Below are 24445 nucleotides of genomic sequence, written 5' to 3'. Positions count from 1 at the left end.
CTCGAATGGCCGGCCGGGGCGGTCAGCGCGCGGAGCCGTAGATCGCGACGGCATTGTCCGCCGACACGAGGCCGCTCTCGAGATCGTCGCGCAGAGCCTCCGGCGCGCGTTCTCTTGGATCTCCGATGCCGGCGCCGCCGGGTGTCATCACCACAAGGCGATCATCTGGCGGGATGATCTGAAAGCCCTTGCCACGCAGCTTCTTGCCCGACTTCAGGCCGACATAGCCGGCCTCGCCATTATGGCCGCCGTCGCGGCCACGCGGCGGATGGTCGATGCGGTCGAACGCTGCCAGAATATCGAACGGCGCATCGACGCCACTCGCCACCTCGATGATCTGGCCGAGGCCGCCGCGGGTGCGGCCGGCGCCGCCGGAATCGGGACGCAGCTCCTTGCGCCAGAAGATCAGCGGCGTCTGCGTCTCGGCGATCTCGACCGGCGTGCCGCGGACGCCGGAGGGATAGGCGGTGGCGGACAGGCCGTCCTTGGCGAAGCGGGCGCCGGTACCGCCATTTGAGGTCACCGCCATCGAGAACCCGTAATTGCCGCCGGTGCCCGAGCGGGTCTGGCCGCGGACGATGAGATTCCACAGACACGAGGTGCCTTCGGCCGGCACCCGATCGGGGATGATCTGACGCAGACAGCCGAACACGACGTCCGGCAGCATCTGACCGACGATATGGCGCGACGCCACCGGTGCCGGCTTCGGCGCATTGAGGATCGCGCCCGATGGCGCCGACACCGTGAGCGGCGCCAGCGAGCCGGCATTGTTGGGGATCTGCGAAGCGACCACGCAGCCGAGCCCGAACACAGTGTAGGCGGTGGTGTAGGACAGGGGCACGTTGATGCCGAATTTCGAGGCGGGCGAGGTGCCGTCGAAATCGACATGGATGCCGGTGTGCGAAATCGTCAGCGCCGCGCGCAAGGTCACTGGGGCGTCATAGCCGTCGACGGTCATCTCGTTGTACCAGGTGCCCTTGGGGAGTTCAGCGATCTCCGCCAGCACCGCCTCGCGAGAGCGGTCGCAGACGTAGTCGCCGAGCGTGTCCAGCGTGTCGATGCCGAATTCGGCCATCATCTCGACCAGCCGCTGACAGCCGACATCATTGCAACCGGCCAGCGAATAGGTGTCGCCCTCGGTGTCAACAGGCAGCCGCGTGTTGGCGCGGATGACAGCCATCAAGGTCTCGTTGACGACGCCCTGGTCGATCAGCTTGAGCATCGGAATGTACAGGCCTTCCATGAAAACGTCGGTGCCGTCGGGTCCGAAGCCGATGCCGCCGATGTCCATCAGATGGCTGGTGCAGGAGAACAGCGCGACGATCTTGCCGTCCTTGAAGCAGGGCGTGGTGACGACGAAGTCGTTGAGATGGCCGGTGCCCATCCAGGGATCGTTGGTGATGTAGGCGTCGCCCGGCTTCATGGTCTGAAGCGGGAAATGGGTGATGAAGTGCTTCACCGATTCCGCCATCGAGTTGACATGGCCAGGCGTGCCGGTCACCGCCTGCGCCAGCATCCGTCCCTTGAGGTCGAACACGCCGGCGGAGAGGTCGCCGCATTCGCGCACGATCGGGCTGAACGCGGTGCGCAGCAGCACCTGTGCCTGCTCCTCGACCACGGCGATCAGCCGGTGCCACATGATCTGCAGGTCGATCAGGCTCGCGCCGTTGTTGTCGGACATGGTCATGCCGCCTTCCGTTCCATGACGATGCTGCCGGCACCGTCGATATAGGCATCGAAGCTGTTGGAGACGAAGGTCGAGGTCTCGTCCTCCGCGATCACGGCGGGGCCGGTGATGACCGCGCCCGGCGCCATCTCCTCGCGGCGGAACAGGGGAATCTCGATCACTTTGCCGGCGCGCCCGTCAAAGAACTTTCTGCTGCCTGCGGCCTTTGTGGCCGGCTGCCGCGCGACCTGTACGACCTGAGGAGGCTTGCGGGCGTCGGTGGTCACCAGCACCGACCAGCTCAGCACCTCGATCGAAGCGCCCGGAATCGGTCGCTCGAACAAAGCGGAATAGTCGGTCTCGAACGACTGGCGCAGCGCCGGCAGATCTGCCTCTGTCAGCGGGCGACTGGGCAGCTGGACATTGATTTCGTGGCCCTGGCCAACATAGCGCATGAACGCGGCGCGGCGCTCGCGCACTGGCGCGCCGGCAGCACCAGGTTCGACCAGCGCACGGGCCTCCGTGGCCATCTCCTGCAAGAGGTCAGAGACGGCAGCCGTGTCGAAATCGTCGAGCCGGACGTGACGGCTGCGCACCAGCTCATAGGCGATGGGCGCGGCGAGGAAGCCGACCGCCGAGCCGACGCCGGCATTTGAGGGCACGATCACCTTGTTAACGCCGATCTTCTCGGCAACACGGGCAGCGTGCAACGGCGCTGCACCCCCGAAGGCGATCAAGGTGTGCTGGCCGACCACGGCGCCGCGCTCGACCGCATGGACGCGGGCGGCGCTCGCCATGTTCTCGCAGACGACCTCATGTACGGCATAGGCCGCGGTCTCGGCCGACAGGCCCAGCGGCGCGCCGATGTCGCGGAGCAGGGCCTGTTTCGACAGCTCAGGATCGAGCGTGATGGTCCCGCCGGCAAAGGCGGTGGGATCGATCAAGCCGAGCGCGACGTCGGCATCGGTCACGGCGGGACGCTGGCCGCCGCGGCCATAGCAGGCTGGGCCGGGCTCGGAGGAGGCGCTCTCCGGGCCGACGGTGACGCGCTTGAGCGCATCGATATGCGCGATCGAGCCGCCGCCGGCGCCGATCTCGACCATCTCGATCACGGGAATGCGCACCGGCAGGCCGCTTCCTTTCAGGAAGCGCGCGGCGCGGTCGACCTCGAATACGCGCGAAGTCTCGGGCTCATAATTTTCGATCAGGCAGATTTTTGCGGTGGTGCCGCCCATGTCGAAGGAGAGCACCTTCGCCTCGCCGAGCCGCGCGGCGATCTGCGCCGCAAAGATGGCGCCGCCGGCGGGGCCGGATTCGACCAGGCGCACCGGGAAATGCCGCGCCGTCGCGATCGAGGTGACGCCGCCGCCCGAAGTCACGAGATAGATGGCGCCGCGGAATTGCTCGGCCTGCAGCGCCTGCTCCATGCGGGCGAGATAGCTGTCCATCAGCGGCTGCACATAGGCATTGGCGACCGCGGTCGAGGTGCGCTCATATTCGCGGATCTCAGGGCATACCGCCGAGGACAGCGTGATCGACAGCTCCGGCATTTCCGCTTGCAGGATTGCGCCGGCGCGCCGCTCATGCTCGGGATTGGCGTAGGAATGCAGGAAGGCGAAGGCGACGGCCTGCACATCGGCCGCGCGCAGTCGCGGCGCCAGCGCCCGCACCGCGGCCTCATCCAGCGGCAGCCTCACAGCGCCATGCGAGTCGATGCGCTCCGGCACGGTGAAGCGTAAGCTGCGCGGCACCAGCGGCTTCGGCTTATCGATCGATAGATCGTACTGATCGTAGCGGCTCTCGGTTCCGATATCGAGGACATCGCGGAAGCCCGCGGTGGCGATCAGCGCGGTCTTCGCGCCCCGACGCTCGATGATGGCGTTGGTCGCAAGCGTGGTGCCGTGGATGAAAACGTCGATATCGCAGATATGCGCCTGCGCATCTGATAGAATCAGCCTGACACCGTCGAGCACCGCCTGCTCGGGCCGCGTCGGTGTCGTCAGCACCTTGCGTGTCCTGCGCCGCTCGCCCACGTCCAGCACGATATCGGTGAACGTGCCTCCGATGTCGACGGCAAGCCGTACTTCGGCCTTATCAAGCATTCCAACGTCTCCAGAAAGCTTCCGCAAGCGGAGCCAGTTTGAGCAACTCCCGTGCCGCCGCGCCAGCCGCGCTGGCGATGACAGTCCATGTGCCAGAGGCGTGGCTTGCACCTGAGATTGCGACCAAGAGCGCTTCGCGATGCTTTGCCGCGGCTCTTTCGCCGCGCTATTCCGGAATGACCCAGCAGCTACATACTCCGCTGTCATCGCCCGGCTCGACCGGGCGATCGAGTATCCCAGAGACGGCAATAATTGAATCGAGGGGCTGCGGCGTACTGGATCGCCCGCCGGAGCCTGTCATCCGGCCGGCCGGAGGCCGGACCGGGTGGCGGGCGATGACGGCGGAAAGTGCAGAAGCACCGCGCGCATCTCACAGAGCATGTCTCCTCACAGAACATGTCTCAGCATCCTCGCGGCGCGTGTCGCGTCCGAGCGATTGATCGTGATCACCCTCCAAAACAAGAGGGCGCAGGGAATGCCGGGTGAAGGCCTCACCCATGGCCCGCCAGCAAGAAAGAAAGCTGGCGGCAGGTACCACAGGTGGTGCCGGATCATCCGGCATTCCCTGCGCGATGTTTGACGGCTTATACGCGCTCTCCTCGGGGACCGGCTTGATTGCCCCCGTCGTCCGCGTGATGCGAAACATCATCGCGTGCGCAACGCGTAAGCGTTGTCGCCGACTTGATCTCAGCACCGGGAGACCAGGACCACACGATTTCACCGTGCGCGTCGGGATGTTCGTCGGCGCGAAGAAACTGCGCTGCAACCCGACACGCCCACCGCATCCCGCACCCGACGTTCGTGACGACGCGCGTACGTCCCTCTGCATGGGGCAGGACGGCGCGAGTAAAACATGATTTCTGCAAAAACGAAAGTGAATTTTTCCGACAAAACCGCCCGGTGGCTGCAATCGCGTTGATCTCGCTTGCGAAATGAATTTTTCGGCGCGGGCCATTTTGCCGCCGTGTCGGGTAGGCGCCGTGGACGAAACGCGATCTGTCGTCAAGCACATACCCCGTCGTGCGGGATAATCGCCAATCGCATTGAATGGAGGGATGACCAAATTACATCCGTATCGCAGGCATGGAATATCCGATGGCCCTGTCACCTGACGCCGACCCTGCCGATCGTCATCACCGGAGGTCTCTGTCTTGTCCAGCCCGCACGATTTTCACACGCCGCAATCGTCATACACAAAGGAAGAGCTGCTCAGGTCGAGCGAAGGCGGTTATTTCGGCCCGGGCAATGCGCAATTGCCGGCGCCGCCGATGCTGATGATGGACCGCATCACAGAGATCAGCATGGTGGGCGGCGAATACGGCAAGGGCCATGTGATTGCCGAATTGGACATCGATCCGAACCTCTGGTTTTTCAAGTGTCGCTTCATTGGCGATCCGGTGATGCCGGGATGCCTGGGCTTGGACGCCTTATGGCAGATGGTCGGCTATTGGCTCGGCTGGTCCGGCTCACCGGGCAAGGGCCGCGCGACCGGCGTCGGAGACGTGAAGTTCAGAGGCCATATCACGCCCGAGGTGACGCGCGTGCGCTATGAGGTCGATATGCGCCAGGTGAGGCGGGGCAAGCTCGTACTCGGAATCGCCGACGGCCGCGTGTTTGCCGACGACACCTGTGTCTATGTTGCGAGGGACATGAAGGTCAGTCTGATCGCACCGGCGGCTTGAGCTCTGGCTCGATCAATTGAAAAGGGCTGCGCGGCAAGCGCGCTCGCTCATGACTTTCACCATTCGTCATGGGGCAGCAGCTCGAGATAGCCGATGCCGAAACCCGTGAGCTCCTCGGCGCCGTGTTCGCGCGCTTCCCGTCGCCTTTGTAGATGACGTTCGAGGAGGCAGCGGCGCGCGTCCGCGGCATCGACGTCGCGATGCCGCGCGCGATAGACGGACCAGGCCGCATCCACCGCTGTTCGTACCGACCCGTCGTCGACCATTGTCCAGCTCCCGAACACTTGCCGGACGCCAACGCATCGGTGCGACGGAAGTTTCCGTTTTTTCCCGAATTCGGATCGGCTGCCGACATCATTGTATCGCCGGGGATCCTCTTAGCCGCGCTGCAAATCGGCCATCTCATACAGCGGGCGGATTTCGATCTCGCTCGGCCCCGGCATCGGATTGGGACATCGCTTCACCCAGGCGACCGCCTCGTCCATGTCCTTGACGTCCCAGAGCCAGAAGCCGGCGGCCAGCTCGCTCGTCGCGGCGAAAGGCCCGTCGACGACCGTGCGGGCGGCCCCCTCGAACGCGACGCGTTTGCCGTGCGAGGAGGGCTTGAGGCCGTCGGCCATGACCAGGATGCCGGCACGCCGCAGCTCATCGTTGAAGCGGCCCATCGCCACCATCATCTCGGTGGTCCAGGGCTCAGGGAAATCACCTTTTTCGCTATCGTCTGTTGCCTTCACCAGCACCATCACACGCATGGTTCGATCTCCCTGCCTCGACCGGCCTCATCACATGGGAACGACGAACGGCAATTGGTCGGCCCGACATTGCCTGAAGATTTTTCGCCGCCCATGACATCGGATGCTGAGTGTCATCGGTCAGCGTTGACGGATCTGCCGGCCGACCGCTAGGTTTCGAACATGTCTCCCGTTCGCTCCGTACTTCTCGACCTCGACGGAACGTTGATCGATTCGCAGCCCGGCATCGCCGCGAGCGCGTTCGCGACATTGCGTGCTCTGGGCCACGAGCCCAGCGAAACGCTCGACATCGCGCGCTTCATCGGGCCGCCGCTCGGAGACATGCTGCGTGCCTTGCTGCAGGCACACGGAGACGACCGCGTCGATAAAGCCGTGCTGGCCTATCGGCAGCATTACGGCGAAAGCGGCCTGTTCGGCAGCGAGCCTTATCCCGGTATTGGCGACGCGCTTCACGCGATGCGGCAAGCGGGATTGCGGATCTATCTGGCGACGTCCAAGCGTGAAGTCTTCGCGCGCCGCATCCTGGAGCATCTGGAATTAGCTGCGTATTTCGACGACATCCATGGTTCGGTGCCGGGCGGCGAACTGGACCACAAGCCCGAGCTGCTCGCGCATATCGTCTCTGTGCAAACGATCGATGTCGCGCACAGTCTCATGGTGGGAGATCGCCGCCATGACATCGCCGGTGCCCATGCGGTCGAAATGCGCGGGCTCGGTGTGCTCTGGGGCTATGGCAGCCGGGACGAACTTGAAACAGCCGGCGCAGATGGACTGGTGACATCGAGCGCGGATCTCGCGCGAACGGTTTTGTCGATGTTGACAGGAGGCTGTCCGAAGGGCGGCCGCTTTGGAGCAGTGCCGGAATAGCTCGGGTTCCCTGCGGTCGCAGCACCAGTACCAAACCGACATCTCGGTGAAGCCTGTGCAACCTCGTATTCATGGGTCGTTAAGGACCGCGGGCTTACCAGCGCCTCGTCCTGGAGGGAGGGCACGATGAGGGAACCGAACGAGGTCGCAAGTGCCCGAGGATTTCGACAACATGGCGGTCGTCGTGGATTGGCTCGACGCCTGCCGGGATCAAAATTTGGAATTGGTGCTGGATTGCTTTGCCGATGATGCCGGGATCACCTGCGGCTGTGAAGCGATCGATATCGCCGGCCGCTCGGAACTCATGACCTACTGGCGGTCACGGCTCAAAGGGTTTTCGCCCGCGGCCTTTGCGCTCGAGGAGATCACGCCGGTCACTGACGGCGTGATGCTGGAGTACCTCAACCACGATGGCAAGCCGGTCAAGGTGGTGTTCGCGTTCAACACGGTCGGCAAAATTGCCCGGATGCGCTGCGAACCAGCGTCACGTTGCGAACCAGCTTCACGTTGATTGAACCTCTTCCGCACCGGCATGCGCCGGCGGCAGGCGGCAGCGGACCAAGGTCCGGCCATTCTCTCGTGACAATGCGAGGATGCCGTCGAGCGCGCGAACCCGCTCACGCATCCCGGTCAGCCCTCGTCCGAAGGGTGTCTGGGGCAGAAATCCGACGCCGTTGTCCGATATCTCGAGCACGACCTCGTCCTCCCTCACGGTCGCATCCACATCGATCCTGGTGGCCCGCGCGTGCCGCAGCACGTTGGTCACGCTTTCCTGGATCACCCGGTAGATGGTCTGCGACAGCACCCCGTCGATGTCGTTCAGCCGCGGATCGATCCCGGCCACAAGTGTGAGCTGCGGCGCCTGCGCGCGGACATTTTGCAGCAGCGTGTCGATGCTCTGGGCCAGCCCCAGGTCCTGGACATAAAGCGGGGTGAGCCCTTCCAGGATCCGGCGGTGAGCCTGCTGCAGCCGTTCGGCCGCCTGCAGGATACCGTGGGCCGGCGCGCGTAGCTCGGCGTCATCAGGCGTCGCTTCGGACAGGACGGTCGCATTGGCGCGAATCGCAAATAGCAGCGGACCGAGTTCGTCGTGCAGCTCACGCGCGAGCTCCCGGCGTTCGTCATCCTGCACCGAGACGAGCCGGCGGAGCAGGGTCCGGTTGTCCCGGCTGAGCTGCTTGAGCGTCAGTGAGAGCTGGTTGGCCGCCTCGCAGCTTTTCCTGATCTCCGGCGGGCCTTTGCAGGGGATGGCGCTGTCGTACTCGCCGGCGCGCAGCCGTGCAAGGCCGTGCTGAAGCTGCTCGAGCGGACGAATCGCCGAGCCCGTGGTGAAATGCGCGCTCAGCGCCGCCATCAGCATCAGTCCCGAGCCGGACAAGGTGATCGCCAGGAAGCCGATCCACTTCTCGAAGATATCCGCCGACAGGTCGGGCGTGAAGATGACATCGCCGACGTGATGGCCGGCGATGGCCACCGGGTAGGCGGTCCCGATGTCGGGGATGTTGAGCAAGGCGATGAACCAGTGCGGCACGCGGCTATCGGCGATGCGAACCAGGGGCCGGTCGGACGCGGGCTGACGAAAGGCGATGCTCTCGGTCTTGCCGAGCCCGTCGGAGAACGCGTCGAGCGTGGCCTGCGGGTTGGCTGACGCCGCAAGCGCTGCATTGAGGGCCGCAGCCACCGTTTTTGCGGAACGGGCCCCCGGCGCGTTCTCATATTCGAACTGGTCCGGGGAGACGATCTCCAGGGCAATGCCGCCAAGGACGAGCGAGGCGAGCACCATCGCGACCATCGGCAAGGACAGCCTCGCCTGTAGCGAGAGCCGCGCCCATATTGGGACGATTCCAATTCGCGGAAACATCATTTGCTCTTCCAAGTTTTCCCGCAGGCCTTATGGTCGTTTAAATTGAGGGAAGCCGTGCAGGATACGCCGAAATCTACCATCCGGGTACTGATCGTCGACGACCATCCCGTCGTCGTCTCGGGTTGCCGGTCGCTGTTCGCCTCGGATCCCACCGTGAAGATCGAGGAGGCCTCCGACGCCAAGTCCGGCCAGCGGGCCTACCTGCAGAAGCGGCCCGATGTGACCGTCATCGATATCAAGCTTCCCGACGTCTCAGGCTTCGAATTGATGCGGCGGATCCGCAAGGATGATCCCACAGCGAAGATCATCATGTTCAGCATGAACGACGATCCGGCTTTTGTGGTGCGCGCCACCGAGATGGGTGCTCAGGGCTATATCTCGAAAGGCGACGATCCGAAGCTGTTCGTGAAGGCGGTCCGCAAGGTGGCATCAGGCGAAAAATTCATTTCGCCCGAGCTTGCCCAGGCCGTGACGTTCTCGGCGGCCGCGATCAAGGCCAATCCGTCGACGCAGATGAGCGCCCGGGAGCTGGAAATCCTGCGCCTGCTCGGTCGCGGCGACAAGATCGTGGAGGTCGCGGACGCGCTCGGCATTTCCTACAAGACCGTCGCCAACACCACCTCGCTGCTGAAGCAGAAGCTCGGCGCCAAGAACCATTCCGACCTGGTCCGCATCGCGGTCGAGATGGAGCTCGGCTGATACTGTGAGAGAACCGGAACTGGCCGCGCTGGCTGACGCGGCCAGTTCCTCTCTCCGGACATGTCTCCTTCGCGGGGGCAATGAGTTCTGCGAACGAGACGTCTCCGGTGACCATTGGTGCCGGCCTGTTGCGCGGGCGGCACTACGAATTACGGCCCCGCGAGCTACCAGGTGGATTGCCAATCCGGCTGCCACAGCGGCTGCCATGCGACGATCCGCCGGTGCGTGGTTCGCTTCGACAGTCGGGCGATGCGGCTTGCGCGGCGTTGTGGCTTGTCGAGCGGCTTCGCTTCGGTTGGCATGGACTCAGTTGGCTTTGACTCAGTTGGCTTGGACTCGGGCGGTGGAAGATAGGCATAGGCGGCGCTGGCCGGCTTGCCCGCTGGGGTCACCTGGGCGCTCTGTTCGATGCGGGCGGGAGGCGCGGCCTGCTGCATGACGACGTTGGTGTCGATGTTGACCGGCGCGGGCCACCGCTGGCTGCTGTGAATGCGGATGACGGAGCGGTCGATATCACCGGCGGACGCTTCGCGCGGCGCATTCGGGAAATACCAATCCGCCAGAACAAGCAATCCAAGCAACGTGCCACCTACCAGCAGGAAATATCGAAATATTGGCATTCCATTCCGTCCCCGAACGCACGCCGACAGACGAGACATGCGCGCAGTCTATAACGGGAAAAAGTGGCAATCGTTCCCAGCGGTTCTTTGCTACAAGCGCTGAAGTCCTGAAATCGAAAACGCCGTGGGTCTGGCCGCATGGCCGCCCACGGCGTTGTTCGGGGACTGGTCGTCAGCTGCTTACCACGTCGACCACTTGTCGCCATGCCAATAGCCGCGGCCTTCATGTTCGCGGAAGGTGAAGTGCTCGGATGGACCCCACTTCCAATTGTCCTCGTGCACGATCACCTTGGCCTCGGGCGGGTAGGTATAGGTTTCATGCGTGTGCCAGCACACGTCGCCGGAACAGACGATCGCGGCCGATGCACCGGTCGGCGACATGGCCAACGCTGCGGCTCCGAGTGCGGCGGCGAGGCTGGCTTTGCCCAGAATTGCCATTCGGTTTCTCCTTCAACGATCATTGCCCGCCCTGCCAACAGAAACGCGCGATGCTGGTTCCTGCAATGGCGGGAAAAATCGGAAAGCGCTGGAGGCGCTCCCCGCCGCGCCCTTGCGTCGATCAGGTCGGACCGGATCGATACCAGATCACGGTCGGCAGTTCGCGTGCAGTGCGGTGCTGCATGAACAGATGCGCCGCCAGGAGCATGCTGAGCGAGAACACGGCCGTCAGCAACAAGTTCAGCACCTGATCCAGCGCACGCATCGGGCCCACCGCTTTGGCAATCACGACCATAGAACGTGGGTGACGCCGCCGGGTTTCATATTTTGGGAAAAAGTGGTAACAGATCGGCTTCAATGGTCGCGGCGGTGCGATGCTGCCTCAATGCGGAATGCCAATGCAGGACATGGTGCAGCAACTGGAGAAGCTCCTGACGGAGGCTTCCGAATGCGCATTGATTGCCGATCTGACCACCGATAAGGACAAGCGCGAGCTGTTCGCGAAGCTGTCGGAGCATTACAGCGTGCTCGCTGCCGAGGTCCGCAAGGCCATCGAACAAACGGCCGGCAAGAGCTAGGGGAGGCCCGGCTGGCGGGACATCTGCTGCGATGCTGATCGATGTCCGACGACATCAAGCCGCGCCGGCGAGCAGGACCTCGCGGACCTCGTCCGAAAACAGCTTTCTGCGCCCGTCGACAACAACCCAGGCGGGATCATCGCCATCGGGAATGGCGCGCGGCAGGCCGTGCTCCAGCAGTGCAGCGTACGGACGCAGGCGACGCTCTCGTCCCGGCACGGCTTGCAACCGCGAGCTTCAGGCTAGGGCCGGTGCCGGGGGTCGGTCAAGACGGCGCGGCGTTAACGCAGATGGACAGTTCGGTCCCCGGGCATGGTGATTTGGACTGACGTAGCGTAAAGCGACCGCAACAGGCCGCCGCCCCGTATGCGGGCCGCCGAGCCCCCATCATCAAAGGTTCCATTTCGTGCCATTTCCGATCACAAGTTCGCCGCTCGCCCGAGCTTTGGCAGAGCGCGGCTACGAGCAGCCGACCCCGGTTCAGAACGCCGTCCTTGCCGAGGACGCCGTCGACCGCGACATTCTGGTCTCGGCCCAGACCGGCTCGGGCAAGACCGTTGCTTACGGGCTGGCGATTGCAAAAGACCTCTTGGGCGAAGCCGAGCGATTTGAGCCGGCCGCCGCACCGCTGGCCTTGATCGTCGCACCGACGCGCGAGCTTGCGTTGCAGGTTCATCGCGAACTCGCATGGCTTTATGGGTATGCCGGCGGGCGTGTCGTCTCCTGCGTCGGCGGCATGGATCCGCGCCGCGAACAGCGCGAGCTCGAGGCCGGCGCCCACATCGTCGTCGGGACGCCCGGCCGGCTCTGCGACCATCTGCGGCGCGGCCGTCTCGACATCTCGGAGCTGAAGGCCGTCGTGCTCGATGAAGCCGACGAAATGCTCAATCTCGGTTTCCGGGAGGATATGGAATTCATCCTCAAGACCACGCCGGAGACGCGTCGCACCTTGTTGTTCTCGGCGACATTCCCGCGCGGCATCGTGGCACTGGCCAAGCAGTACCAGCAACGGGCGTTCCGGATCGAGGTCGCCGGCGATGAAGGCGGGCATGCCGATATCGAGTACCGTGCCATCCGGATTGCCCCCGCTGATGTCGAACACGCGGTCGTCAACACCTTGCGGTTCTACGAGTCGCCGAGCGCGATCGTGTTCTGCAATACGCGCGAGGCTGTCAGGCATTTGCAGGCGGCGCTGCTGGAGCGCGGGTTTTCGGTGGTGGCGCTGTCGGGCGAATTGACGCAGAACGAGCGGACCAACGCGCTGCAGGCGCTGCGCGACGGCCGCTCTCGCGTCTGTGTGGCGACAGACGTGGCGGCGCGCGGCATCGACCTCGCCAATCTCGATCTCGTCGTCCATGCGGACCTGCCGAATGATCCGGAGGTGATGCAGCATCGCTCGGGCCGCACCGGTCGCGCGGGCCGCAAGGGCGTCAGCGTCCTCCTGGTGCCACCCGCACGCCGCCGGCGCGCGGAAACGCTGTTGAACCTCGCCGGCATCGACGCGGTCTGGGGCACGGCGCCACAGGCGGACGAGATCCGCAGGCTCGATCACGAGCGCATGCTGCACGATGCCGTCTTCACCGAGGAGACAACGGCGGAGGATACGGCGCTGGCGCAGGCGTTGCTTGCCGAGCGGTCGCCGGAAGAGATCGCGGCGGCGCTGGCGCGGCTTTATCGCGCGCGGCTTCCCGCGCCCGAGGACATCCTCGACGCCAACGAGGATCGCGGCCGCTCTCGCAACGATCGTGGTCGCGAGATTCCAAGGGCATCGCGGGATGACGATCGATCACCGCCCGGTCCCCGATTGAAGACGGGAAAACCATCGCCCCGTCACGGCATGGGGGAGCCCAGCGTCTGGTTCCGGGCCGCGATCGGCCGCAAGAAGAATGCGGAAGCGCGCTGGCTGCTGCCGATGATCTGCCGTCGCGGTGGCATCGACAAGCATGACATCGGCGCCATCAAGATTTCCGAGACGACGACCGAGTTCGAAATCGCCGAACGGGTCGTCGCGTCCTTCGCCGCCAACATCCGGCGTCCCGACAAGGAAGACAATATCCGGATCGAACCGCTGGGGGACGCGCAGTCGGGGCAGGTGGCTTCCGACAAGCGATCGCACGCACCGAGGCGCGACACCGGAGAGGCCGATCACGGGGCGCGCCATCGCGCACATCCGCGCGGCAAGCCGCGTGACGAGGCCGCACCCAGGCAACGCAGCAAGCCGTTCCGCGAAGACAAGCCGAAGTTCGGCGGCGAGCCGGCGTTCGGCAAGAAGAAGCATCGGGACAAAGCCGCTCCCGCCGGACACAAACAGGCGTTCGACGCACCGCGCGGGAAGGGCGGAAAAGCCGAAAACGGACGGACGCTGCGGAAAAAACCTCGCGGGTGAACTTCGTCAGACAATTGCGAGCGATTGGCGGCGGACCGAAGGGTGGTGCGTCGCCTCGGACGTAGTCCGTTGAGCGTCACCCTTAAGGCAGCCAGCGCGACAAAACAGCGGAGCTGTTTTGGGCCGGGGGCTGAAGCCGGAACCTCGCGTGGCAATCTCTGGATTTCCGGGTTCGCTCGCTGTTGCGAGCGCCCCGGAATGATATGGGAAGGCAGGCGCCCGGAACGGCATTTCGAACGCAATTCGAAATGCCACTCGACCTCCGATTATTTCGGCTGCGCGACGATCCGGATGTACGGCTTCGGCGACTTCCAGCCCTGCGGATAGATGCTCTTGGCCTGCTCGTCGGACACCGAGCCGGAAATGATCACGTCCTCGCCCGGCTTCCAGTCGGAGGGGGTCGAGACATTGTGCTTGGAAGTGAGCTGCAGCGAGTCGATCGCGCGCAGTATCTCCTGGAAGTTGCGGCCCGTGGACATCGGGTAGACCAGCACCAGCTTGATCTTCTTGTCCGGTCCAATGACGAAGACGTTGCGGACGGTCTGGTTGTCAGCCGCGGTGCGTTTGGACGGGTCGCCTGAGACCGCAGCCGGCAGCATGTCGTAGAGCTTGGAGACGTTGTAGTCGGTGTCGCCGATCATCGGGTAGTTCGGCGCGGCGCCCTGGGTTTCCCGGATGTCCTCCGACCACTTGGCATGCTTGTCCACAGGGTCGACGGAGAGGCCCATCAGCTTGACGCCCCGCTTGTCGAACTCCGGTTTCAACCGGGCCAGCGCGCCGAGCTCGGTGGTGCAGACCGGCGTAAAGTCCTTCGGATGCGAGAACAGCAGACCCCAGCTGTCGCCGAGCCAGTCGTGGAACTTGATCTTGCCTTCGGTGGTATCCGCCTCGAAGTCCGGGGCCACGGCGCCAATCTGCAGTGCCATCTGATCACCTCATATCTTTCTGGTTATGGATAAATTCTTCCCTGCCACTATAGGAACTGGCCTCCAAAAAAGGAACGGGCGCTCGTAAAAGAGAACAAGATTTCCCGCAAATCAAATTTACCGGCAAGTTCTTTTGATACGCCGGCCTGCGGCGAAATATCCGTAAGACTGCGGCCCGCCCCGATTTCGCCACGTCTGCATCCCACCACGCTGCTCTCGCAGGGCGATGCTTGCGAACCGTGACGGACGTCACTGCGACATATCCGCAACCGTCTCACATGCGAGCAGTCACGGTTTTGAAGCGTTAACCGCTCGTTCACGTCCCAGCCGACATGGTGGGACAACCCAGCAACTGAGAAGCGAACAATGTCTGCCTCTGTACAGAAGGCCGTCGGATCCACCGACGTCCTGGAACCGTCCTGTTGTGAAACCGCGGCCTCGATCCTCGCGATCGTCCGCGATGGCGTGATCACCGGCGAGGGCCCGACCACCGGCGGGCGCGTCCATTTCTCCCGCGTGCTCGATGCCGACGACGCGGCGTGGTGTGCGCGCATCCTGACCGCCGCCGCGGTCAACCATCAGCCGATCAGCCGTGCCGAGGCCGAAACCCTGTTCGAGATCAACGAAGCCGCAACCGAGCGCAGCGACGCCGGCCGCTTCGACGATCTCCTGGCCAAGGCCGTGGCCCATCATGCCGCTTCCGCTTCCGGCCTGCCGGTGCCGCCGCGCAGCGTTGCGCTCGCCGCGGAGACCACGATCGAGAGTTGGGCGCCGGCCAATGCAAATGGCGTCAAGACCGATGTCCTGGAATGGGTGGTGAGCCAGATGCGCGGCAAGCGTCCGTCCAACCGCGCGCTGATGGCGATGGTCGCGACCCTGGTCGGCGTCACCGCGCTGCCGCTGTCGCAGCTGCCTTATATGATCGATATCGGGATGTAGGCACACCCCCGATATCGCGTGCCGTGAGGTCGAACGGCGGGGATTACCTCCCCGCCGTTTTCTTTTTCTCGCTGTCCTGCTCGAGACCGACGGTGCGGCCCGGGAAGCCGGCGGCGTCGAAATAGCGCTGCGAGCCGACGCGCTGCAGTTTCAGCACGGTGCGTAGGCCGCCTTCCGCGGCATCAGATCTGATCGTCTCCGACATCGCCTTGGGCGTTTCGCCGTTCGGCATTGCCTCGGTCATGACGCGGCCGAGCAGCTTGCCGTTCGGTTTGGCCTTGAGGTCCAGCAGCTTGGCCGCGGTGGCGCCGACATCGGCATTGCTGACGGGCAGGGCGTCGGCGTAACCGGCCTTGAAGTCCGGACCGATGGCGGCGGTGAAGTTCATGGTGTCGCCGCGGCCGAACGAGCCGTGCATGCCCTGGCCCTGGCGCAACACGGTGTCGGCGATTTCGACCGAGCAGTTGGTCGGGATGTCGCAACCTTCCACGTAAGAGCGGAAGTTCACGACGATCGACGGCGTCGGCGTCGCCGCCTTGCCCTTCAGGTTGATCTGCGACAGCGGCAAGCTGCCGGGAATGTCGCCCAGCGCATCGTCGACGAACAGGCCGGAGACGTAGTCCTGCGCGAGCAGCGCCTTGACGGTGCGCGCGGCAAGCTTCTTGTCCTTGTTCGGCAGGTAGATCAGGTCCGAGCCGCCGTTGGAGGCGACGACGAGGTCGGGCTTGGCCGGGTCCTTGCCGAGCACGCCGTTGCCGGCCTTGGGATGGGCGCCGTCCTTCACCGCCGCGTTCTTGTCGTTCGGGTCTGATAGCGGCAGGTCGAGCGCCTTGGCGAGGTCGAGCGCCAGGAAGCCCATCGGCAGGAAGTCCTTCGGCGTGTCGGCGTAGGAGACCTTGGCCGAGGGGCTGGTCTTGCTTTCCTTGGAAATCGTCGAGAAGCCGTGGTCGGACGAGACGATGATGTTGGTGGAGGCGGCGAGGCCGAGATCGTCGAGCGCCTTGCGCAGCGCGGCCAGATTGTCGTCGGCATTCTTGATGCCGGCCATCGAGGTCGGGCCGTTGATGCCGGGCGTCACGGCGTTGAGGCTGTCGCCCTGGTTATGCTGGCTGCCGTCGGGATCGCGCGACCAGAACACCAGCACGAACGGCTTGTTGCGGGCCTTGAACATCGGCAGCACCACCTTAGTGGCGACGTCGGCGAAATAACCCTGCTGGACGGTGTTGGCCGAAGTGGTGCCAGGCGTCTTGGCGTCGCCGGCCTTGCCGTTGTCGCCGCGCGCGGGCGTCGCCAGCGGCAAATCGACCTTGGTGAGCGCGTCCTTGACCTCGTCGGACAGGGGAATGCCGACCTTCGAGCCTGTGGCATCGTCGATTACGACCGAATGGGTGCCGCCCGGCTTGCAGGGGCAGTCGGTGTGGTCGAACAGATAGGTCGGACCGAGCTTGCCGATCGCCGCAGTCGAATAGCCCTTGGCGCGGGCCAGCTTCAGGATGGTGTCCTCGTCGAGATAATTGCCGCCGAAATGCTCGTCGACATCGCCGAGCACGGCGTCGTTCTCGAGGAACGGCACCACGGTGTCACCGGCCGGCACCGATGTGTAAGCGGTCCAGATCGTGTTGGAGAAGGTGCCGCTATCGCCGAGATAATGGCCGGTCGACAACGCCGAGCCATTGGCCATGGTGAAGGTCGGAAACAGCGAATGCGAGTTCTTGAAATTGGTGCCCTTGTCGCGGATCGCGGCCATGGCGGGCGCGGTCTCCGGCGTGACCTTGAGGCCGCGCAGGCCGTCCGGCACGAACAGGATGAGGTTGTGCGGGGTCGCATTATCAGCGAACGCCGGGCCGGCCGACCACACGGTCAGTCCGGCGCACAGCACGAGCAGCGAGCGGTGCATGGAAAAGCTCCTGAAGAAAAAATCGATCGGCGGGCAGCCTTCGATCCCTTTAGTTTTGCTGCATGACAGAAATGTTACAAGGGGTGCAAGACCTTGCTCCGCCGGGTCAACCGGGAGGGCTGACGATCTCTTCCCGACTGCCCAGTTGAAAGGAACCAGCCTTACATTTCCTTGTTGTCGCCTCATCACAACACGGAGCAGGACATGGCTGAAAAAGATCTCAACGAACTATTCCTCGATACGCTCAAGGACATCTATTATGCCGAGAAGCAGATCCTGAAGGCGCTGCCCAAGATGGCCAAGGCTGCGCAGTCGCAGAAGCTGTCCGCCGCGTTCGAGAAGCATCAGGACGAGACCGAAGGCCAGATCGAGCGGCTGGAGCAGGTGTTCGAGCTGATCGGTAAGCCCGCGCGCGGCAAGAAGTGCGACGCGATCGAGGGCATCCTCGACGAAGGCAAGGAGATCATGTCCGAATACAAGGGCACTCAGGCGCTGGACGCCGGTCTCTTGGCCGCCGCGCAGGCCGTCGAGCACTACGAGATCTCGCGTTACGGCACGCTGAAATCCTGGGCCACCAAGCTGGGTTTGAAGCAGGCGATCAAGCTGCTCGACCAGACCTTGAATGAAGAGAAGAAGACCGACGAACTCCTGAGCAAGGTCGCCGAGAGCGAAGTCAATTACGAGGCCGCGGCTTAAGCGGCTCCGCCTTTACCAGATCGCCGCCGCCAGCGCTGCAACCAGCGCTGGCGGCGTCACGATGAGTCCCAGCTTCAGGAATTGCCAGGCGGTGACTTCGATTTTCTCGCGCCGCAGTGCCGTCAGCCACAGGATGGTCGCGAGCGAGCCGGTGACCGAGATGTTGGGGCCGAGGTCGACGCCGATCAGGATCGCGCGCACCACCGGCTGCGGCAAATGATCGCTGGCCGCGACCGATCCAGCCAACAGGCCAACCGGCAGATTGTTGGCGATGTTGTCGGTAATCGCCGTGGAGAGGCCGGCCGCCCAGGCCGCGAAGGTCGGTGATTGCGCGACCGCTTGGTGCAGCAGCGCGCTGAGTTCGGCGATGGTGCCGATATGCGACAGCGCCTCGACCATCACGAACAGGCCGGCCACCAGCGGCAACACACCCCACGAAATGCCATTCAGGATCGGCCATGGCGACTGGCGGCCGATCAACAGGATGGCCGCGGCGGTGACCGTGCCGCAGATGAAGGTCGGTAGACCGAGTTGGATGTCGAGTGCGGATGCCGTCAACAGCACCAGCGCGATCGCGACGATGCCGAACGCGGCGAAGCGGCCTTCGCGGGTGAGATGCGGCGTTTCCGCGTCGTTGCGCAGCCGCTCCTCGTTCAATGCGCGGCGCTGCGTCAGCCACAATACGGCACAGGTCAGCACGATCGCAGCGATCGAGGGCAGGGTGAACTGGCGCAGCCAGTCGGTGAGCTGCGGCATCCGCTCGCCGAACACCACGAGGTTGGCCGGATTGGAGATCGGCAGCACGAAGCTCGCGGCATTGGCAATGAAGGCGCAAATGAAGAGATAAGGCAGCGGCGTGGCGCCGGCGGCACGGGTGGCGGCATAGACCGCCGGCGTCAGCACGATCGCGGTGGCGTCGTTGGACAGCAGCACCGTGACCAAGGTGCCGACCGCATAGACCAGCAGGAATAGCCGCTGCGGCGAGCCCTTGGCGTGATCGACGGCGTAAGCCGCGAGGTAGTCGAACAAGCCGCCACGACGGGCGAGTTCGGCGATCAGCATCATGCCGATCAGGAACAGATAGACGTCGACGCCCTTGCGGATGCCGACGAGCGCATCGCCCGGCGGCAGCAGGCCGAGGGCGACCAGCGCGATGGCGCCAGCGATCGCCCAGATCGCCTCGGATAGCCGAAACGGCCTGACGATCACGCCGGCGGTGGCCACGATGATGATGGCGAGAGCGAGCAGCGTATCGTGTGGGGGCATAGTCACAAGAGAGATGGGATTTGCGGGATCATGGCGCCGGCATAGCCGAAGGTGACGGCGTTGTCTGCCGGGTAACAACTGCTTCTGTAGCGGCAGTTTGTAGGGTGGGCAAAGCGAAGCAATCCTTCACCGCGGCAGCGGCACCTTCTCCGCCATCGCTTTGCGCAGGATGCGCGAGAGCGATTCCACTGAATAGGGTTTTTTGATCAGCTCGAAGCCGTGATGGGCGTTCTCCGCCAGCACGTGGCTGTAGCCTGAGGTCAGCACCACCGGCAGCCCGGGATAGCGGTCGCGGATCAGGCCGGCGAGCTCGAGGCCGTTGATGCCGGGCATGATCACGTCGGAAAACACGAGATCGACGGCGAATTCGTCCTCGGCGAGAATGGTCAGTGCATCGGCGGCGTTGGCGACGCGCCGCACGACATAGCCGAGATCCTCCAACAACTCGGTGGAGAAACGGCCGACCTCGTCATTGTCCTCGACCACCAGCACGCGATAGCCGCGGCCGATCGTCGCCGGCTCATGGCGCACAATGGCGGCATCGGCTTCCGGCGTGGGGCTGTCCGCCTCCGGCAGATAGATCGTGAAGGTGGCGCCCTGGCCGATCTGGCTGGACACCGCGATATCGCCTTCGGATTGCTTGGCGAAGCCGAAGGCCTGGCTGAGGCCGAGGCCGGTGCCCTTGCCGACCTCCTTGGTGGTGAAGAACGGCTCGAAGATCGCGGTGAGATGCTCGGGCGCGATGCCGGTCCCGGTATCGGTGACCGAGACCGCGATGAAAGCACCGGGCCGCGCCAGCTGGCCGCGCACGGCCGGGATGGTCTCGACCTTGCGCACGCCAATGATCAGGCGTCCTTCGCCATTCATGGCGTCACGGGCGTTGACGGCGAGATTGATGACCGCGGTCTGGAACTGGGCGATGTCGGCCAAGGTGAACACGCCGGGATTTTCCACCGCCACATCGATCTGGATGCGGCCGCCGACCAGCGGACCGATCAGCTGCGCGACGTTCTCGACCTGCTCGCCGACATCGAACACTTGCGGAGTCAGCGGCTGGCGGCGGGCGAAGGCCAATAGTTGCGCCGTCAGCTTGGAGGCGCGCTCGACCGTCTCGGAAATCGCATCGACATAGCGGCGGCGGCGTTCCTCGGGGAGGTCGCGGCGGCGCAGGAAATCGGTGGCGGAGCGGATGATGGTGAGCAGGTTGTTGAAGTCATGGGCGACGCCGCCGGTCAGCTGGCCGACCGCCTCCATCTTCTGCGCCTGGCGCAACACCTCCTCGCCCTGGATGCGCTCGGTGATGTCGACGGCTTCGGTGATGGCGCCGGTGGTCGCGCCATGCTGGTCGCGCAGCGGACGCATTGCAAACTCGAAATGGCGTTCTCCGATCGGCAGCTGCAGGCGCATTTCGGCCCGGAATGTCGCGCCCAGCAACACGGAGGTGAAGGCCGTCCGGATCTGATCCGGCATGCCCTCGGTGCCCCGGAACCAGGCGGTGTCCCAGAACGGCTTGCCGATCACCTTCGCGGCGCCGCCGCGGATGCCGGCGAGTGCGATCTTGTTGGCGTGGAGCACCCGTCCTTCGAGATCGAGAATGCACTGATACTGGTTGCTGGTCTCGAAGATCGCGCGCATCCGCGCTTCGTTGAACTGGAGCTGCGCGGTGCGTTCCCGAATCCGCTGCTCCAGCGTCTCGTTAACCCGCCGAAGCTCGATCTCGGCCTGTTTGGCAGCCGTGACGTCGTGCGCCACGCCGATGAAGCCGACATGGCGGCCGGTCGCATCCCAGCGCGGCTGCGATTCCGATCGCAGCCAGCGCCAGTCCCCATCGGCGCGACGGTAGCGAGCCTCCAGCACGAACGGCTTCAGCGAGGCTTCGCCGGCAATCGATTCCGCCGCGATGCGCTGCATGTCATCAGGATGCAGCACGCTACGCCAATCGAACACGACCGCCTCCTCGAACGGCAGGCCGAGGAAGTCGAGATAGGCCTGGTTGGCGAAGGAACGGGTGCGGTCGAGCCTGGTCACCCAGATCGGCACCGGCGCGCTATCGGCGATCAGGCGGAAACGCTGCTCGCTTTCGCGTAGCGTCTCCTGCGCCAGCATCTGCGCGGTGACATCGATATGGGCGCCGACCAGTCGCAGCGCGCGGCCATCGGTGTCGCGATCGATCCGGGCGACCACACGGATCCAGCGCATTTCTCCGTCGCTCGGACGAATGATGCGGTATTCCGCGGTGTAGTCGTCGTCCCTGCTTTTGATCGCGTCGACGAAATGCCGCTCGGCCTGCGCGCGGTCCTCGGGATGAATGCGCTGCAGCCATTCCTGGTGCGTCTCATGGACGGCTTCCGGCGGCAGGCCGTGGATCATGAGGTATTCGGGCGAGCGGCGGTTGTGGAAGCCCTCGCGGAGATCGACCTCCATGCCGCCGACCCGGCCGATCCGCTGAATGCGCGCCAGCTCAGCCTCGCGCTCCTGCAGCGCGCGATAGGCCTGGTCGCGGTCGCGCGCCACCTCTTCGAGATGCAGGCGCAACTCGGCCGCAGCCGCCGTCTCGGCGGTCGGGCGATCGGGAAGGTCCGAACGACTCATGGGCACCTGTGGCGTTTAAGCCAAAACAGTTCAAGCCAGGACAAACGCATAGCCTCGCGCAAGGCGAAAGCCTCGAACGATGGACCGGATCTGACAGCGTGGAGCAGGGCGTGATGCAAGATAACCGGCAGATTTCGCCACACTTCAAGCAGAACCGTGGCAAAGGAGAACATAGCATTTGAGTAAAAGTTCCGCTGCCCTCGGAACGACGCGGGTCCCGCGGCGTCATCAGGCCCTGAACGATGATCCGAATGTAGCGGGGTAAGGTCTTGAAGCTGTTCGTCTGTCAGGCCTGCAACAACATCCTGTATTTCGAGAACCGCGTTTGCGGCCGGTGCGGTCATCAGCTCGCGTTCCTGCCCGAGCGCCAGACGCTCTCGGCACTGGAGCCGGCCGACAATGGCGTCCGTGCGCTCGCCGATATCGGCGAAGGGCGCTTCTTCTGCGCCAATGCCGGGCACGATGCCTGCAACTGGCTGCTCGATCTCGGCCAGACCAGCGGCTATTGCCGCGCTTGCCGCCATAACGGCACCGTGCCGAACCTGTCCGATCCAGCTCAACTCGCCGGCTGGCGTGATCTCGAGATCGCCAAGCACCGGCTGTTCTATTCCCTGATCCGCTGGAAGCTGCCGCTGAAGACGAGGAGTGAAGACCCTGATCATGGGCTGACCTTCAATTTCCTCGCCGACGATCCGAACGGCCAGACCAAGGTCATGACCGGCCATGATAACGGGCTGATCACGATCGCGCTCGCCGAGGCCGACGACATCGAGCGCGAGCGGCGGCGGCTGGAAATGGGTGAACCCTACCGCACCCTGTTGGGGCATTTCCGCCATGAGGTCGGACATTATTTCTGGGACGTGCTGGTGCGCGACGCCGGCCGGCTTGAGGCCTGTCGTGCCGTGTTCGGTGACGACACAATAAGTTATGCGGAGGCTTTGAAGCGTCACTATGACCAGGGACCTCCGGCGGAGTGGCAGCAGAATTTCGTCTCGGCCTACGCGACCATGCATCCCTGGGAGGATTTCGCCGAGACCTGGTCGCATTACCTGCACATCGTCGACACGCTCGAGATGGCGTCCGAGTTCGGCATGGAGGTGCGGCCGCCCGCCGACCAGATCGGCGGGCTCACGGCGCGCCTCAGCTTCGATCCCTATATCGTCGGCGACTTCGACAGGATCATGCAGGCGTGGCTGCCCTTCACCTTCGCCATGAACAGCGTCGCCCGCGCCATGGGCGTGCGCGACCTCTATCCCTTCATCCTGACCCCGGCGGTGATCGGCAAGCTCGGCTTCATCCACAATCTGCTGCAGGGGGCGGCGAGGGCGGGGTGACGCGGCCTTGACTCTTTAGAACAAAAAGAGAACAAGAACGATGCGACCGGAGCGAACCCATGCCGCCTCATACTCAGCCGATTGTTGACGACCATGGACTGGACGCGGCGGTCGACGAGGCCATTGCGGCCTGTGACGGCGACCTGCGAGCAGCGATCCGCGCGCTGATCGTCGCCAATGATTACCTGGAGAACGAGGTCGCCGAGCTGATGAAGGCGGTCTCCCACGCCTATGCCCGCGGGCGCTTCCACGCTTATTCCGGCTGACGAGCATCCGGTCCTCGCGAGGGCGCCGCCGCCGTGGCATGCATTGAGCCATGCCGGCCCCTGATGTCGATGAGGTTGCCTCCGGCTGATTTTGCTATAGGACGAGCATGTTATGCGCGGCCTGCCTAAAGCGGCCGGCGCAGCGGGAGCCCTCCCAAAGGTATCGCCTGACAACATGTTCAAGAAAATTCTGATCGCAAATCGTGGCGAGATCGCCTGCCGGGTGATCAAGACCGCGCGCCGCATGGGCATCGAGACCGTCGCGGTCTATTCCGAAGCCGACCGCGACGCGCTGCATGTCGAAATGGCCGATGAGGCCGTGCCGATCGGGCCGCCGGCCGCTGCCGAGAGCTATCTGTTGATCGACAAGATCGTCGAGGCCTGCCGTCAAACGGGGGCCGAGGCGGTGCATCCCGGCTACGGCTTCCTGTCCGAGCGCGAGGCGTTTCCGCGCGCGCTCGAGGCCGCCGGCATTGTGTTCATCGGTCCCAATCCCGGCGCCATCGCCGCGATGGGCGACAAGATCGAATCCAAGAAGGCCGCGGCGAAAGCCAACGTCTCGACCGTACCCGGCTTCCTCGGCGTGATCGAGGACGAGACGCACGCGGTGCGCATTGCGGACGAGATCGGCTATCCCGTGATGATCAAGGCCTCCGCGGGCGGCGGCGGCAAGGGCATGCGCATCGCCCACTCCAAAAACGAGGTCGCCGAAGGCTACACGCTCGCCAAGGCCGAGGCGAAATCCTCATTCGGCGACGACCGCGTCTTCATCGAGAAATTCATCGTCGATCCCCGGCACATCGAGATCCAGGTGCTCGGCGACAAGCATGGCAACGTGGTCTATCTCGGCGAGCGCGAATGCTCGATCCAGCGCC

Annotated in this window: 24 protein-coding genes; 11 read left to right on the top strand and 13 right to left on the bottom strand. The window is 64.3% G+C overall.

What is annotated here, in order from left to right; all coding sequences use genetic code 11:
• Positions 1–22: 22 nt before the first annotated feature.
• The gene (locus WA702_RS15675; RefSeq protein ID WP_425111463.1) at positions 23–1681 is read right to left on the bottom strand and encodes a hydantoinase B/oxoprolinase family protein; all 1659 of its coding nucleotides are present in this window, start codon (positions 1679–1681) and stop codon (positions 23–25) included.
• 2 nt (positions 1682–1683) lie between these two features.
• The gene (locus tag WA702_RS15670) at positions 1684–3768 is read right to left on the bottom strand and encodes a hydantoinase/oxoprolinase family protein (protein WP_425111444.1); all 2085 of its coding nucleotides are present in this window, start codon (positions 3766–3768) and stop codon (positions 1684–1686) included.
• A gap of 1151 nt (positions 3769–4919) precedes the next feature.
• On the opposite strand from WA702_RS15670, the gene fabA reads away from it, so the two are divergent.
• A complete protein-coding gene (gene fabA, locus WA702_RS15665; RefSeq protein ID WP_425111443.1) occupies positions 4920–5450 on the top strand; it encodes a bifunctional 3-hydroxydecanoyl-ACP dehydratase/trans-2-decenoyl-ACP isomerase in 531 nt (176 codons plus the stop codon).
• A gap of 56 nt (positions 5451–5506) precedes the next feature.
• On the opposite strand, the gene WA702_RS15660 is transcribed toward fabA, so the two are convergent.
• Both WA702_RS15660 and WA702_RS15655 read right to left on the bottom strand, forming a co-directional pair.
• The gene (locus tag WA702_RS15660; protein ID WP_425111442.1) at positions 5507–5716 is read right to left on the bottom strand and encodes a hypothetical protein; all 210 of its coding nucleotides are present in this window, start codon (positions 5714–5716) and stop codon (positions 5507–5509) included.
• Positions 5717–5827: 111 nt separating this feature from the next.
• Positions 5828–6202, bottom strand: coding sequence for a YciI family protein (locus WA702_RS15655; RefSeq protein ID WP_425111441.1), 375 nt, complete (start codon positions 6200–6202; stop codon positions 5828–5830).
• Between the two features lie 162 nt (positions 6203–6364).
• Here WA702_RS15655 and WA702_RS15650 point away from each other — a divergent pair, with 162 nt between their 5' ends.
• Entirely contained in the window at positions 6365–7069 is a 705-nt protein-coding gene (locus WA702_RS15650) for an HAD hydrolase-like protein (RefSeq protein ID WP_425111440.1), read from the top strand.
• A 151-nt stretch (positions 7070–7220) separates the two neighbouring features.
• The gene (locus tag WA702_RS15645; protein ID WP_425111439.1) at positions 7221–7580 is read left to right on the top strand and encodes a nuclear transport factor 2 family protein; all 360 of its coding nucleotides are present in this window, start codon (positions 7221–7223) and stop codon (positions 7578–7580) included.
• Here the strand turns inward: WA702_RS15645 and WA702_RS15640 are convergent.
• Positions 7572–8861, bottom strand: coding sequence for a histidine kinase (locus WA702_RS15640; RefSeq protein WP_425111462.1), 1290 nt, complete (start codon positions 8859–8861; stop codon positions 7572–7574). The two genes, WA702_RS15645 and WA702_RS15640, sit on opposite strands and share 9 nt — an antisense overlap.
• 126 nt (positions 8862–8987) lie before the next feature.
• On the opposite strand from WA702_RS15640, the gene WA702_RS15635 reads away from it, so the two are divergent.
• Complete coding sequence (locus WA702_RS15635) at positions 8988–9632, top strand: response regulator transcription factor (RefSeq protein ID WP_425111438.1); 645 nt, start codon at positions 8988–8990, stop codon at positions 9630–9632.
• A 164-nt stretch (positions 9633–9796) separates the two neighbouring features.
• Here the strand turns inward: WA702_RS15635 and WA702_RS15630 are convergent, their stop codons facing one another.
• The 3 genes from WA702_RS15630 to WA702_RS15620 all read right to left on the bottom strand — a co-directional run bounded on the left by WA702_RS15630 (position 9797) and on the right by WA702_RS15620 (position 10955).
• Entirely contained in the window at positions 9797–10213 is a 417-nt protein-coding gene (locus WA702_RS15630) for a hypothetical protein (RefSeq protein WP_425111437.1), read from the bottom strand.
• 219 nt (positions 10214–10432) lie between these two features.
• Positions 10433–10690, bottom strand: a complete 258-nt coding sequence (locus WA702_RS15625; protein WP_425111436.1) for a hypothetical protein — start codon at positions 10688–10690, stop codon at positions 10433–10435.
• Between the two features lie 121 nt (positions 10691–10811).
• Complete coding sequence (locus WA702_RS15620) at positions 10812–10955, bottom strand: hypothetical protein (RefSeq protein ID WP_425111435.1); 144 nt, start codon at positions 10953–10955, stop codon at positions 10812–10814.
• Between the two features lie 133 nt (positions 10956–11088).
• On the opposite strand from WA702_RS15620, the gene WA702_RS15615 reads away from it, so the two are divergent.
• On the top strand, positions 11089–11268 hold the full coding sequence (locus WA702_RS15615) for a hypothetical protein (RefSeq protein WP_425111434.1): 180 nt from the start codon (positions 11089–11091) through the stop codon (positions 11266–11268).
• A gap of 54 nt (positions 11269–11322) precedes the next feature.
• On the opposite strand, the gene WA702_RS15610 is transcribed toward WA702_RS15615, so the two are convergent.
• On the bottom strand, positions 11323–11496 hold the full coding sequence (locus WA702_RS15610) for a hypothetical protein (protein WP_425111433.1): 174 nt from the start codon (positions 11494–11496) through the stop codon (positions 11323–11325).
• Positions 11497–11674: 178 nt separating this feature from the next.
• On the opposite strand from WA702_RS15610, the gene WA702_RS15605 reads away from it, so the two are divergent.
• Positions 11675–13654 (top strand): DEAD/DEAH box helicase, encoded by a 1980-nt coding sequence (locus WA702_RS15605; protein ID WP_425111432.1) that lies wholly within the window; start codon positions 11675–11677, stop codon positions 13652–13654.
• A gap of 266 nt (positions 13655–13920) precedes the next feature.
• On the opposite strand, the gene WA702_RS15600 is transcribed toward WA702_RS15605, so the two are convergent.
• On the bottom strand, positions 13921–14580 hold the full coding sequence (locus WA702_RS15600; protein WP_425111431.1) for a peroxiredoxin: 660 nt from the start codon (positions 14578–14580) through the stop codon (positions 13921–13923).
• A gap of 366 nt (positions 14581–14946) precedes the next feature.
• Between WA702_RS15600 and WA702_RS15595 the strand changes: the two genes are divergently transcribed.
• Positions 14947–15519, top strand: a complete 573-nt coding sequence (locus tag WA702_RS15595) for a hypothetical protein (protein ID WP_425111430.1) — start codon at positions 14947–14949, stop codon at positions 15517–15519.
• A gap of 43 nt (positions 15520–15562) precedes the next feature.
• Here the strand turns inward: WA702_RS15595 and WA702_RS15590 are convergent, their stop codons facing one another.
• The gene (locus tag WA702_RS15590; protein ID WP_425111429.1) at positions 15563–17416 is read right to left on the bottom strand and encodes an alkaline phosphatase family protein; all 1854 of its coding nucleotides are present in this window, start codon (positions 17414–17416) and stop codon (positions 15563–15565) included.
• Positions 17417–17620: 204 nt separating this feature from the next.
• On the opposite strand from WA702_RS15590, the gene WA702_RS15585 reads away from it, so the two are divergent.
• Entirely contained in the window at positions 17621–18112 is a 492-nt protein-coding gene (locus WA702_RS15585; protein WP_425111428.1) for a ferritin-like domain-containing protein, read from the top strand.
• Positions 18113–18124: 12 nt separating this feature from the next.
• Here the strand turns inward: WA702_RS15585 and WA702_RS15580 are convergent, their stop codons facing one another.
• Entirely contained in the window at positions 18125–19378 is a 1254-nt protein-coding gene (locus WA702_RS15580; RefSeq protein WP_425111461.1) for an arsenic transporter, read from the bottom strand.
• A gap of 126 nt (positions 19379–19504) precedes the next feature.
• Complete coding sequence (locus WA702_RS15575) at positions 19505–21970, bottom strand: PAS domain S-box protein (protein WP_425111427.1); 2466 nt, start codon at positions 21968–21970, stop codon at positions 19505–19507.
• A gap of 269 nt (positions 21971–22239) precedes the next feature.
• Between WA702_RS15575 and WA702_RS15570 the strand changes: the two genes are divergently transcribed.
• The 3 genes from WA702_RS15570 to WA702_RS15560 all read left to right on the top strand — a co-directional run.
• Positions 22240–23304: a zinc-binding metallopeptidase family protein gene (locus WA702_RS15570; RefSeq protein WP_425111426.1), complete on the top strand. Its 1065-nt coding sequence runs from the start codon at positions 22240–22242 to the stop codon at positions 23302–23304.
• A 59-nt stretch (positions 23305–23363) separates the two neighbouring features.
• Positions 23364–23570: a hypothetical protein gene (locus WA702_RS15565; RefSeq protein WP_425111425.1), complete on the top strand. Its 207-nt coding sequence runs from the start codon at positions 23364–23366 to the stop codon at positions 23568–23570.
• Between the two features lie 175 nt (positions 23571–23745).
• On the top strand, positions 23746–24445 hold a 700-nt coding region (locus tag WA702_RS15560; protein WP_425111424.1), incomplete at its 3' end, for a biotin carboxylase N-terminal domain-containing protein.

Origin of the sequence: Bradyrhizobium sp. (genome assembly GCF_049798375.1) — a bacterium.
In the GTDB taxonomy this organism is placed as follows: domain Bacteria; phylum Pseudomonadota; class Alphaproteobacteria; order Rhizobiales; family Xanthobacteraceae; genus Bradyrhizobium.
The sequence above is the reverse complement of the archived record's forward strand: the minus strand, read 5'-3'. Positions and strand labels throughout refer to the sequence as shown.